The sequence below is a fragment of the Novosphingobium sp. AP12 genome, assembly GCF_000281975.1.
In the GTDB taxonomy this organism is placed as follows: domain Bacteria; phylum Pseudomonadota; class Alphaproteobacteria; order Sphingomonadales; family Sphingomonadaceae; genus Novosphingobium.
Map to the genome: position 1 here is coordinate 1 of NZ_AKKE01000072.1, position 11,640 is coordinate 11,640.

The following is an 11,640-nucleotide window of genomic DNA, read 5'->3' on the forward strand; positions in this document are numbered from 1 at the left end:
GCTTGCCGTCGCGCCGCCACAGCCGCACGAAGATGCCGACGATCTTGGTGTTCCGCTGCGCGCCGAGGCGGGCATAGTCGGCCAGCAGGGTATCGGCATCCGCGCCGGAGCGCTGCACGTAATGGTCGAACATCGCCGCCTCGAGTTCGGGCGACACGTCGCGGCGGGCGTCCTGCAGCAGCGAGACGAGATCGTAGGCCGGATGGCCGACCAGCGCGTCCTGGAAATCGAGCAGGCCCTGTTTCTCCAGGCTGCCGAGCAGCATGATGTTCTCGGCGTGGTAGTCGCGCAGCACGGTGACGCCGGGACGCTGGCGGCCGAGCAGTTCACCCAGGACCTGTTCCCAGGCGGTAACGAAACCGGCGGCATCGACGTATAGGTTCTGCGCGGTGCAGTACCAGTCGACGAACAGCCGCGCTTCGCGCTGGTATTCCGCCAGCGAATAGTCGAGGAATGGACCCGCCGGCAGTTGGTGCAGTTTCGCGAGTTCGCTGACGGCAGCGGTGTAGATCGCCGTTTCGTCATCGGGCCATTGATCCAGATAGTCACGCATCCGCGCTTCACCGAAATCCTCGAGCAGGACGAGGCCGCGCGCGGCGTCCTCGGCCAGGATACGCGGCGCGCGCATGCCGTTGTCGTCGAGCCAGTGCGCGGCGCGCAGGAACGGGCCGGGGTCCTCGTTGGGCGGCGGCGCATCCATCAGCATGGCGGTCTCGCCATCGCCATTGCGGACGCGAAAGTACCGGCGGAACGATGCGTCGCCGGGAAGCGGATCGACATCGGCCCCACCCCAACCGGCGGCGGCGAGGAAAGCGTCGAGGCCATCTGGCAGGAGCGTGGGATTCGTGATCATGTCGGCAACCGCCCTAACCAATCCGCCCCGCCTTCGACAATGGCGATCCTGCCCTCCCCGGCAGTTTCCAGCGTAATCGAGAGGCAACCCGGCTCATGGGAGAACCCGCCGGCATGATCGGGCCACTCCGCGATCAGCGCGGCGCCCTCTCGGTAGTCGTCGAGACCGATCTCCTGCGCCTCGTTCGGATGCTTGAGGCGGTAGAAGTCGGCATGGACCAGCGGGAGGCGAACCGCCGGCGGATCGTAAGGCTCGATGATGGCGAAGCTAGGCGAAGGCACCTCGCCCTCGTGCCCCAGCCCGGCGATGATCGCGCGCGCCAGCGTGGTCTTACCCGCGCCGAGCCCGCCGGTGAGCGCGACGACGTCGCCCGGGCGCAGGGCCTCCGCGATAGTTCGGCCGAAACGGTCCATGGCGGCAAGGTCGGGCAGTTCCATCACGGCAGTTCGATCATTGCACTGGTGCCCTTGCCCGGATCCGAAACCAGCCGCAGCGCGCCGCCGTGGGCTTCGACCAGCTGGCGGGCGAGCGGCAGGCCGAGGCCGCGCAGGCGATCAACGCTCTTGCCGTCGGCGCTGACCTTCATCCCGTCCATGGCTCGGGCGAGGCTGCGGCTGTCCATGCCCTGCCCCTTGTCCTGCACGAGGATCTGGAGGGCATCACCATCCCCCGAAGCCAGCTTACGGCGCGACAGGCGAACCAGGATGCGCGCGCCACGCGGCGAGGCGGATATGGCGTTGTCGACAATGTGACCGATCGCGCGCGCCAACCGACGGCGGTCGGCAACGAGCGGGCGCATCAATCCGTTCGCCTGAAGGTCGAGCGTCAGGCCGGCTTTCTGGAGCCGCGCCGCCCGTTCCTCGACCACGCCGCGCACGAAGGGCATCGGGTCGATCTCCTCCAGCTTGAGCGGAAGCAGTCCGGCCTCGCTTTGCGAGAGGTCGAGCAGGCTGTCGATATGCTCGCCAAGCTGCGCCGAGGCGCCGATGATCGAGGTCACGTAATCCTTGCCGGCTTCGCTCAGCTCTCCGCCAAGGCCGATCTCGAGCATTTCCGCGAAGCCGCCGATCGAGGTGAGCGGGGTGCGCAGTTCCTTGCTCATGTTGGCGAGGAAGCGGGTCTTGATCGTGTCCGCCTCGATCAGCGCGGCGTTGCTTTCGCGCAGGGCGTCCTCGGCCTTCTGCGAATCGGTGATGTCGAGCACCGCGAGCAGCCCATTGCCGTCGGGCAGCGGGACACCCGCGAATTCGAGCATCCGCCCGTCCGCCAGCGCGATGCGCCCGCCCGTTTGGGTGCGATCAAGCGTGGCCGCGCGCACGACGTTTCCGACCGTCTCAGCCTCGACCGGGCGCTTGAGGCGCGCGGCGATCTTGCGCAGCAGGGCCTCGATGTGCGGATGGGTGTCGAGAAAATCGCTGTCGAGACCCCAGTCGGCGGCGAAGCGGCGGTTCCAGATCTGCATGCGGCCATCGGGCGCGAAGACCGCGATCGATTCGAACAGACTATCGAACGTCGCGGTGCGAGTGCGCAGCAGCGTGTCGCGCACGGCCGAGAGGCGAAGCTGTTCGGTGCGGTCCTCGACGATAAGCAGCAGGCCGCCGTCCGGCACCGGCTGGGCGACGATGCGCAGGTGCGTGCCGTCGGCCAGTTCCCAGGGCTCCTCCTGCGTAGTCCCGGCGGAGAACCAGGCCGCCTTCTCGCGCCGCCACGCCGGGAAGTCGCGCGCTTCGGGGACTCGCCCGGCATCACGGGCGGCATCGAGCAGCCGCTCGAAGGCGGGGGGATCGAACAGGACGCGGGCGTCGAGCTTGAACAGGCGCTGGAAAGGCTGGTTGGCGAAAGTCAGGCGCTTCTTGGCGTCGAACTGGGCGACGCCGGCGGAAAGCTGGTCCAGCAGCGCGCGCTGCGCTTCGCGGAAGGCGCGGAACGAGCGCGACATTTCCTCGAGATCTTCGATGTCCACGGCGTATCCGGCCACCCCATCCTCGCCGAGCGGCAGGTCGCTGACGCGCAGCGCGCGGCGCTGGCCGTCGATGGTGGTGGAGACGATACGCTCGATCGGCGTGCCCTTCTCCATCGCCTGCCGCGCGACGTGGCCGGGCGCGAGTCCGTCGACCGCCTCGATCAGTTCGATGCCTTTGGCGACCACCGCATCGGCGCTGTCGGCGCCCACGGCAGCGACATAGGCGTGGTTGACCAGTTGCAGTTCGCCGTCCGGGCGGCGGAACCACATCGGCATAGGTGCGGCTTCGATCAGCGAAACTAGCGCATGAAAATCGCCCCGCGCCCTCGCAGCTTCGTCGCGCAGGCGCGTGAGTTCGGTCTCGCTGTCGCTGAAGTCGAACACCCAGACCATCGCCGCGCCGCCGGGCGAAACCTGCGGGTCCGCCAGATGCCCACGCAGCGCCAAGCTCCGGCTCGAGCCGTGCGGCGTCGCCACCATGCGGAAGGGCGCGGCGGTCTTCTGGCAGCGGCGCACCGCTTCGGTCAGTTCGGCGAGCTTGTCGCTGGGCAGGCCCTTGCCGTTACCGTCCAGTTCCGAGAGAAACTGCGGCATGCCGTCGAGCCCCAGCCACTGAGCGAGGCGCGGGCTCGCCTCGATTCGTCCGTCGGTGCGGACCAGCAGCGGCAGCGCGGGGGATTCCTCCACCATCTTGCCCAGCCGGCGGGCGGAGCGCAGGTGCTGTTCGGCTCGCTTCTGGCGGGCACGGGCAGCGAGGACGGCCCAGGCCGCAGCCATGGTCCAGGCGCCGAGCAGCAGGCCGATCAGGAGAGGCAGGAAGCGCGATAATTCCATTACGCTAGGCTATGATGCGCTCGCCCCGCGGTGACAATGGGGGATGCCGCGATTCCGGTCGATACTGGCGCTCAACAGAAAACCCCCGCACCCTTCGAAAGGGAACGGGGGCATCTGTTCGATCTGCGGGAGCGCGCCGGGCGCGCTCACCGGCAGGGATCAGTAGCGGTAGTGGTCGGGCTTGAACGGACCGGCCTCGGGCACGCCGATGTAGTCGGCCTGCTTCTTCGACAGCACGGTGAGCTTGACGCCCAGCTTCTCGAGGTGGAGCGCGGCGACCTTTTCGTCGAGGTGCTTGGGCAGCACGTAGACGCGGTTCTTGTATTCGTCGTTCTTGGTGAACAGCTCGATCTGGGCCAGCGTCTGGTTGGTGAAGCTGGCGGACATCACGAAGCTGGGGTGGCCGGTGGCGCAGCCCAGGTTCACGAGGCGGCCCTTGGCGAGCACGATGATCTGCTTGCCGTCCGGGAAGGTCACGAGGTCGGTGCCCGGCTTGACCTCTTTCCACTCGTAGTTGTCGAGCGCGGCGATCTGGATCTCGCTGTCGAAGTGGCCGATGTTCGAGACGATCGCCTTGTCCTTCATCGCGGCCATGTGCTCGCCGGTGATGACGGCTTCGTTGCCGGTCGCGGTCACGAAGATGTCGGCGCGGGCGACGGCATCTTCCATGGTGACGACCTCATAGCCCTCCATCGCCGCCTGCAGCGCGCAGATCGGGTCGATCTCGGTGACGAGGACGCGGGCGCCGCCGTTGCGGAGCGAAGCGGCCGAGCCCTTGCCGACATCGCCGAAGCCGGCGACGCAGGCGACCTTGCCGGCGAGCATGACGTCGGTGGCGCGGCGGATCGCGTCGACCAGCGATTCACGGCAGCCGTAGAGGTTGTCGAACTTCGACTTGGTGACCGAATCGTTCACGTTGATCGCGGGGAACGGCAGCTTGCCGTCCTTGGCGAGGTGGTAGAGGCGGTGGACGCCGGTGGTGGTCTCTTCCGAAACGCCCTTGATCGCGTTGACCGAGCGCGAGAGGTAGCCCGGCTTCGCCTTGAGGAAGGCATTGAGCGCGCGGACGAACTCGATTTCCTCGGCGTTCGAGGGTTCGAACAGCTTCTCGCCGGCTTCGACGCGGGCGCCCCAGAGTGCGAACATGGTGGCGTCGCCGCCGTCGTCGAGGATCATGTTGGCGGTCTGGTCGGGGTTCTCTTCCGTGCCCCAGTCGAAGATCTTACCGACGTAATCCCAGTAGTCGTACAGGCTCTCACCCTTGATCGCGTAGACCGGGATGCCCTGCGCGGCGATGGCGGCAGCGGCGTGGTCCTGCGTCGAGAAGATGTTGCAGGTCGCCCAGCGGACCTCGGCGCCGAGCGCGACGAGCGTCTCGATCAGCACGGCGGTCTGGATCGTCATGTGCAGCGATCCGGTGATGCGCGCGCCCTTGAGCGGCTTGCTGTCGCCGAACTCGGCGCGCAGGGCCATCAGGCCCGGCATCTCGGTTTCGGCAATGTCGATTTCCATGCGGCCGAAGTCGGCGAGCGACAGGTCGGCAATGGCGTAATCTTGGGCGGTGGTGGTCGGGGCAGTGGCCACGGGCGCGAACTCCTGGAGGTTTGTTAGGACCGGCGGCGCCATGAAACCCGGCGCCGACATGGGCGCGTCACTAGCGTTTTCGCCCGTCGCTGGCAAATATAAAGATATCTTTATATGCTCCAGTCGCAGCGCCGCGGGATATTCGCCGCGCCGCTCATTGCCCAGCAGCGCCGCGACCCTATATCGACGGCCGACGCCTATCCACCTGCACGAAAGGACGAATTGATGACCATCGCCGTTGGAGACAAGCTGCCCGACGTGAAGCTGATCAAGGCGGGCGAGAGCGGCCCCGAGCCGGTCCAGTCTTCCGAATATTTCGCCGGCAAGAAGGTCGCGCTGTTCGCCGTCCCCGGCGCATTCACCCCCACCTGCTCAGCCAAGCACCTGCCTGGCTTCGTGGAAAAGGCCGCCGAACTCAAGGCCAAGGGCATCGACGAGATCGCCTGCACTTCGGTCAACGACGCGTTCGTGATGGGCGCCTGGGGCAAGAGCGCCGACGCTGGCGGCGTGACGATGCTGGCCGACGGCAACGGCGACTTCGCCAAGGCCGTGGACCTTGTCATGGACGGTTCGGGCTTCGGCATGGGCTCGCGCAGCCAGCGCTATTCGATGGTCGTCAACGACGGCGTGGTCGAGCAGCTCAACGTCGAGGCACCCGGCACGTTCGAGGTCAGCTCTGCCGACTACATGCTCGGCAAGCTCTGATCGGGCCCAGCGTCTTATTGAAGAAAAAGGGCGGCCTTCCCGAGTGGATGGCCGCCCTTTTTCGTTGGAGGCGACATCGGCGGGGCGTTGGAACGCCTTGGCCCGCTTGTCGCTGCTCCCCGGCCAAGTTAGCACCGCACATCAGTACACACATCCACGGCGGGAAAAGCTCATGGCACGTTCGGTAATCGTCACCGGTGGTTTCGGTATCCTCGGCGAGGCGGTGGCGCAGGCCTTCGCCGATGCCGGCGACAAGGTCGCGCGGATCGACTTCGCGCCCGAGGCGAAGGCAGCGGTTGCCGGCGCGCTCGACATCGGCGGCGTGGATCTCACTGACGCCGCTTCCACCGAGGCCGCGCTCGACAAGGTGACGGCGGCCAACGGCGGTATCGATGTGCTGGTCAACGTCGCGGGCGGCTTCACCTGGGAGACGCTGGAGGGCGGCGCGATCGCGACCTGGGCGAAGATGCAGTCGATGAACCTGCTGACGGCTGCGACGATCACCCAGCTTGCCCTCCCCGCGCTCAAGGCGTCGGCGGCGGGCCGTATCGTGAGCATCGGCGCGGGCGCGGCGATCAAGGCCGGCATGGGCATGGGCGCCTACGCGGCGTCGAAGTCCGGCGTCCACCGCCTGACCGAAGCCCTCGCCGAGGAACTGGCGGGCACGAGCGTCACCGTGAACGCGATCCTGCCCAGCATCATCGATACGCCGACCAATCGCGCCGACATGCCCGACGCCGACTTCTCGACATGGGTTCAGCCCGGCGCCATTGCGGAGGTAATCGGCTTCCTGGCTTCGGACGCCGGCCGCTCGATCACCGGCGCGCTGATCCCGGTCTCACGCGGCAGCTGAACCTCAGCGCCTTCGCCGGGGCACATAGACGACGATCCCGCGCTGTGACCAGATACGCCGCCACTGCGGGCTGCGCGCCAGTTCCGCGGCGAGCGGCGCGTTGTGGTATTCGTCCAGCACGAAGGCGGCGGGGTTCCACTTGGCGACGACGTCGACCAGCGGGACGATGCCGTTCTCGATCCCGCCGTTGTATTGCCATTCCTTGCGGGCATAGCGGTAATACCGGCCATCGTAGGCGACGCGCCAATCGGGATAACCCGCATCTATGATAGCGCCGCCGAATGGGAAGTCGCCATAGACAGTGCCGCGAACGCCCTCCTGCCGCAGCCGCTCGAGGGCCGGGAGCGGGAGCGTCTCGGCAAACCGTGTCGGCGCGAGCAGCGGAGTGAACACCGCGATCAACAGAAGGGGCAAGAGAACTTTGGCAGGATTCGTCCTGCGCTCCCGGTTGGGCTCCCCGGCGGCGCGCGCTATCACCGGGACCATCGCGACGGCCCAGAAAAGTACGAAGCGATAAGCCGTCAAGGTCATCAGCAGCAGGCCGAGGGCGACGGCCAGTTCCCCGGCGTCGACGCGCGAACGGTGGGTCAGGCACAGCCTCGTCGCCAGCAATGCCACGACCAGCACCGGAACCGCATTCGAGCGGTTGCCGGAAATCCACAAGGGCAGCCACTCACTCGCACCGATCGCAATGCTCGCCTGGGCGTTGAGAGCGGACGTGCGCAGAATGGAGAAGCCGTCCGGGGTCGCGAAAGTCGCCGCGACGCCGATGAGCGCCAGCACGGTCGGAGCCAGCGGGATCGGCCGGGTGCGATCCCCGCCCAGCCACGCGATCCAGCCTGGCGCCGCGGTCAGCCCCATGGCGATCACGGCGACGCTCACCGAGGGGTGCAGGTTCTGCCAGATGACCAGCAGGGGGGCGCCGAGGGCGATGGTCAGCATGGGTCGCAGACCAAGCCGCTGCAACGCCAGAAGCAATCCGAAGCACAGACAGGCGAAGCTCTGCGGCCGGATACTCGCGGTCGGCAACGCGGCCATGAACGCCAGCAGCAAGGCCAGCATTACGGCATGCAACGGCGCTCCGCGTCTGTAGCAAGCCGCCGCGACGACCCAGAAACCGCCGAGCCAGCATAGCGCGTCGGTCACCCGCAGCAGGTTCCAGCCGCCCAGCCGCCGACCCGCCGCCATCACGGCCTGCCCCGCCCATGCGACCGCCGGCAGCGGCTCGCCGAGGTGCAGCGCGGCGAACGGTTCGCGCGAGATCGGCCCGCCCTGATCGAGGATCAGTTCGCCCAGCTTCAACTGCCAGAAGATGTCGACGTCCCAGACCGTCCGCAGGAGCAGCGCGAGCAGCATGCCGGCCGGCGCCAGCGCGAGCAGGATACCCGCTCGCGGTGCCCTACCACCCTGCTCGCCGCTATCTTCCTCGATCATCTGCCTGTCCGCCCCGGAGTCGCCCGCGTCTCTCCCCGCAGGCGCGGCCTGGTTCAAGCGTAATGTGGGGCGGGCGCAAAACCAGTTCCTCTCCCGGGCTAACCGGAAGAGGAACTCGGTATCAGTAGCCCATCAGGCTGAGGACTTCCTTGCGTGAGCGCTCGTCCTCGAGGAATGTGCCCATCATACGGCTGGTGATCATGCCGACGCCCGGGGTACGTACGCCGCGCGCGGTCATGCAGGCGTGGCTCGCCTCGATCACCACCGCGACGCCCTGGGGCTTGAGGTGATCCCAGATGCACTGGGCGACTTCGGCGGTCAGGCGCTCCTGGATCTGCAGGCGGCGGGCATAGCCGTGAAGCACGCGGGCGAGCTTGGAAATGCCGACGACATGGTCGCGCGGCAGATAGGCGATCGCGGCCTTGCCAATGATCGGCGCCATGTGATGCTCGCAGTGCGACTGGAAGGGGATGTCCTTGAGCAGCACGACCTCGTCGTAGCCGCCGACTTCCTCGAACACCCGCGACATGTGGACGGCGGGATCTTCCTTGTAGCCCTGGCAGTATTCCAGCCAGGCCCGCGCCACGCGCTTCGGCGTGTCGATCAGGCCCTCCCGCTGCGGATCGTCGCCAGACCACTCGATCAGCGTGCGGATGGCCGCCTGCACGTTTTCAGGCACCGCGGGCTTCCCCAGTGGGTTGTCCTCGTCGGGACCGACCAAACTGCTCATGCCCGCTTGCTCCTTCTCAATTTTTTCATCAGGCGCATACGCATCAACCGTCCGTTGCGCCGGAACAACCCACGGTGCTCGATAGGCTCGAACATTTCGCCGGGGCGTTCAGGATCGAGCACGCCGCTCTTGCCCAATGCTCTTTCAGCTTCCGACAGCTCTTTCAAGGGCAAGGGCTCGCAATATTTACCAATTCTGGGCTTCGCGCTGTTGAGCGCGTCGATCATCGCCGCCATCGAGCCATGGTGTTCGATGGCCGCCTCGACCTCGGCTTCCTCGATCCCGCAATGCTCCGCGAGGAGACGGATGCGCAGGGCCGTGATTGCCGGTCCCACATGGGCATTTGCGGGCCGGGCCATGTCGATGAAAACGTCGCACTCGCTGTCGAGGCCCATCGAGCGGTTGTTCATGTTCGCCGAGCCGACGCGCAGGAGTTCGTCGTCGACGATCATCAACTTCGCGTGGACGTAGATCGGCGTCCCGTCCGAGGCCATCGGGTTGAAGATGCGGAAGCGGCCGTCTGGGTCGCCTTTCGCCAGTGTCTCGACCAGTTCGACGCGCGCGGTGTCCATCGCCTTCTGCTCGAACCAGCCGTCGGCGGTACGCGGGTTCATGATGAGGAACTCGGGCGGGTTTTCCTCCGCGAGCCGCTCGCATATGGCCTCAGCGATGGCGCGCGAGGCGAAGTACTGCGTCTCTGCGTAGATGAAGCGCCTGGCGCGGCGAATCTGCTCGACGAACAGCTTCTCGATCTCGCTGACCTGCGGGCAGTCGCCATATTCGGCCCGGGTGCGGGCGATGCCGATTTCGACGTCCTCGAATTGAGCGTCGAGGCCCTCGGGCCAGGGGGACTGCTCCTGCGCGAGGCACGGAGCGATCTCGTCGCCGCCCGCCACCTTCCAACGCTCGCGGCCGAGTTCTCCCAAGGCACCGGCGACATCGCCCTCCATGATCATCGTCACGTCGTGCCACGGCCCATAAGGACGGCCAGTCGGCTTCCGGCGACGCGGGTCGTGCGGGGTATGGTCGGGCGTGTCCCAGCGGTCCGAGGTCATGTCGATGCCGCCGCAGGCCGCGAAGACATCATCGACCACGACGATCTTCTGGTGATGGCTGCAGCCGACAGGATGGGCGGAATCGAACTTGAAGTCGATACGCGGGTGCTTGGCCCAGCGCGCGAGATCGAACAGCATCGTACCCCGAAGCATGTACTTGAAAACCGCGAAGTTCCACTTGAGCAGCCTGATCTCGAGCTGCGGGTTCTTCTTCACCAGCCAGAGCATGTACGAGCCCAGCCGTGCGGGAAACTTCCGGCGGCGTCCGCGCTGCCACCAGCGCCGGCCCGACGAAAGCAGGATGCGCGAATCGAAGTCCCAGCCGATCATGAAGATCCGCTGCCGCGCTTCGCCCATGACTTCGCGGATCACCTCGAAGTAGTCGGCCGCATCGATGACGACATGCGCCCGCCGCGCTTTCACATAGCGCCAGACCGAGGGCGAGACGCCCTGATCGTGATCGGCGCGCGCGTCGCCCTCCCCGCTCGCCTGAACGAGGGGCGCTTCTCTGGTTTCAGAATACATCGATTGCCTTGCTGGAGCTTCCACCACCCGCGATCAAGCTCCGATCCACCCTGATGTTCCCCGCCATGCCCGATCGGCTGCCCCGCTTGCCTGCACAGGTGGTGAATCCCCGCGCCGGTTGCCTCCCGCGCGGATGCCCGATCCATTTCCAAAACAGGAAAACGATCCCGGGAGCCGGACGATGACCACGAAAGTAAGCCGCATCATCGAGGAACTCGCCGACCGCGAGGCGATTCGCGAATGCCTCTGCCGATATGCGCGCGGCGTCGACCGCCTGGACGCCGACATGGTGCGATCCGCCTACTGGCCCGACTGCATCGACGCACACATGGGTTTCACCGGCAACGCCGAGGAATTCATTGCATGGGCCTTCCCTGTGATGAAAAGCATGGACCAGACCATGCACATCGTCGGCAACGTGCTCGTCTGGGTGCGGGACGACGAGGCGGACGCGGAAGCCTATTTCTATGGCATCCACCGCATCAACCTCCCCGACGGTTCGAAGTCGGACGTGATCGGCGCCGGGCGTTATCTCGACACGTTCGAAAAGCGCGACGACGAGTGGCGTATTTCGCGTCGCCTGGTCGTGACCGACTGGTTCCGGCAGTATCCCGATTCGGCCGACTGGTCGCAGGGAATGCTCGGTATCATGGTCGATCCGGGCGCACGATTCCCCGACGATGAGAGCTACAAGCGAGTTCGGATTGGCTGAAATCCGCCATTTTTTCACCCGCTACGGGCTATTCGCCGCGCATACGGCTCAATTCGCCCCTTGTGGAGGCAACCGTTCACCCCACGGCGCATTCGCTCCCTATATCCAATAGTCACCCCCGCCCGCCGACCCGCGAAAACTGCTCGCGGTGGCGGTCCCGGCCTCGCCGGACGGGGTCAGTGTCCGGGTGCAGTACCCAGTTCCGGACCGCCTTTCGCGCCCCAGCAGGGGGCTTGTTCCGGGACCCGTTCTCCCACGGTCCCGCCAAGAAGGAGTACGCCATGAAGAAACATCTCATCGCAGCTGCATTTGCCGCCGCCAGCTTCGTTCCCGCAGCCGTGATGGCTCAGGAAGCCGCAGCGCCTGCTGCAGCAGCCCCGGCAGCGGCGGCC

Annotated in this window: 10 protein-coding genes; 3 read left to right on the forward strand and 7 right to left on the reverse strand. The window is 66.5% G+C overall.

What is annotated here, in order from left to right; translation table 11 throughout:
- The 4 genes from PMI02_RS12790 to ahcY all read right to left on the reverse strand — a co-directional run.
- Positions 1-853 (reverse strand): aminoglycoside phosphotransferase family protein (locus PMI02_RS12790; RefSeq protein ID WP_007683237.1); only part of this gene is annotated, 853 nt, incomplete at its 3' end.
- A complete protein-coding gene (tsaE, locus tag PMI02_RS12795; protein WP_007683238.1) occupies positions 850-1,290 on the reverse strand; it encodes a tRNA (adenosine(37)-N6)-threonylcarbamoyltransferase complex ATPase subunit type 1 TsaE in 441 nt (146 codons plus the stop codon). The genes PMI02_RS12790 and tsaE, both read right to left, overlap by 4 nt.
- Positions 1,290-3,650 carry a PAS domain-containing sensor histidine kinase gene (locus PMI02_RS12800; protein ID WP_007683239.1) on the reverse strand — a complete coding sequence of 787 codons (2,361 nt, stop codon included), beginning with the start codon at positions 3,648-3,650 and terminating at the stop codon, positions 1,290-1,292. Before PMI02_RS12800 ends, tsaE begins: the two co-directional genes overlap by 1 nt.
- A 159-nt stretch (positions 3,651-3,809) precedes the next feature.
- Entirely contained in the window at positions 3,810-5,294 is a 1,485-nt protein-coding gene (gene ahcY / locus PMI02_RS12805; protein ID WP_007683240.1) for an adenosylhomocysteinase, read from the reverse strand.
- Between the two features lie 165 nt (positions 5,295-5,459).
- Between ahcY and PMI02_RS12810 the strand changes: the two genes are divergently transcribed.
- Entirely contained in the window at positions 5,460-5,939 is a 480-nt protein-coding gene (locus PMI02_RS12810) for a peroxiredoxin (RefSeq protein WP_007683241.1), read from the forward strand.
- A gap of 172 nt (positions 5,940-6,111) precedes the next feature.
- Positions 6,112-6,792, forward strand: coding sequence for an SDR family NAD(P)-dependent oxidoreductase (locus PMI02_RS12815; RefSeq protein ID WP_007683243.1), 681 nt, complete (start codon positions 6,112-6,114; stop codon positions 6,790-6,792).
- A gap of 3 nt (positions 6,793-6,795) precedes the next feature.
- Here PMI02_RS12815 and PMI02_RS12820 read toward each other — a convergent pair whose 3' ends face one another.
- The 3 genes from PMI02_RS12820 to PMI02_RS12830 form a co-directional block, all read right to left on the reverse strand.
- Positions 6,796-8,226 carry a hypothetical protein gene (locus PMI02_RS12820; RefSeq protein ID WP_007683245.1) on the reverse strand — a complete coding sequence of 477 codons (1,431 nt, stop codon included), beginning with the start codon at positions 8,224-8,226 and terminating at the stop codon, positions 6,796-6,798.
- A gap of 121 nt (positions 8,227-8,347) precedes the next feature.
- Positions 8,348-8,956, reverse strand: coding sequence for a GTP cyclohydrolase I FolE (gene folE, locus PMI02_RS12825; protein ID WP_007683246.1), 609 nt, complete (start codon positions 8,954-8,956; stop codon positions 8,348-8,350).
- A complete protein-coding gene (locus tag PMI02_RS12830; protein WP_007683247.1) occupies positions 8,953-10,536 on the reverse strand; it encodes a phospholipase D-like domain-containing protein in 1,584 nt (527 codons plus the stop codon). The genes folE and PMI02_RS12830 overlap by 4 nt, the downstream gene beginning before the upstream one ends.
- A gap of 181 nt (positions 10,537-10,717) precedes the next feature.
- Here PMI02_RS12830 and PMI02_RS12835 point away from each other — a divergent pair, with 181 nt between their 5' ends.
- On the forward strand, positions 10,718-11,248 hold the full coding sequence (locus tag PMI02_RS12835; protein ID WP_007683249.1) for a nuclear transport factor 2 family protein: 531 nt from the start codon (positions 10,718-10,720) through the stop codon (positions 11,246-11,248).
- Positions 11,249-11,640: the final 392 nt, after the last annotated feature.

What these genes read in the sequence shown, in the direction of transcription:
- tsaE (WP_007683238.1), bottom strand. Translation starts at nt 1,290, where the DNA reads ATGGAACTGCCCGACCTTGCCGCCATGGACCGTTTCGGCCGAACTATC.
- PMI02_RS12800 (WP_007683239.1), bottom strand. Translation starts at nt 3,650, where the DNA reads ATGGAATTATCGCGCTTCCTGCCTCTCCTGATCGGCCTGCTGCTCGGC.
- ahcY (WP_007683240.1), bottom strand. Translation starts at nt 5,294, where the DNA reads ATGTCGGCGCCGGGTTTCATGGCGCCGCCGGTCCTAACAAACCTCCAG.
- PMI02_RS12810 (WP_007683241.1), top strand. Translation starts at nt 5,460, where the DNA reads ATGACCATCGCCGTTGGAGACAAGCTGCCCGACGTGAAGCTGATCAAG.
- PMI02_RS12815 (WP_007683243.1), top strand. Translation starts at nt 6,112, where the DNA reads ATGGCACGTTCGGTAATCGTCACCGGTGGTTTCGGTATCCTCGGCGAG.
- PMI02_RS12820 (WP_007683245.1), bottom strand. Translation starts at nt 8,226, where the DNA reads ATGATCGAGGAAGATAGCGGCGAGCAGGGTGGTAGGGCACCGCGAGCG.
- folE (WP_007683246.1), bottom strand. Translation starts at nt 8,956, where the DNA reads ATGAGCAGTTTGGTCGGTCCCGACGAGGACAACCCACTGGGGAAGCCC.
- PMI02_RS12830 (WP_007683247.1), bottom strand. Translation starts at nt 10,536, where the DNA reads ATGTATTCTGAAACCAGAGAAGCGCCCCTCGTTCAGGCGAGCGGGGAG.
- PMI02_RS12835 (WP_007683249.1), top strand. Translation starts at nt 10,718, where the DNA reads ATGACCACGAAAGTAAGCCGCATCATCGAGGAACTCGCCGACCGCGAG.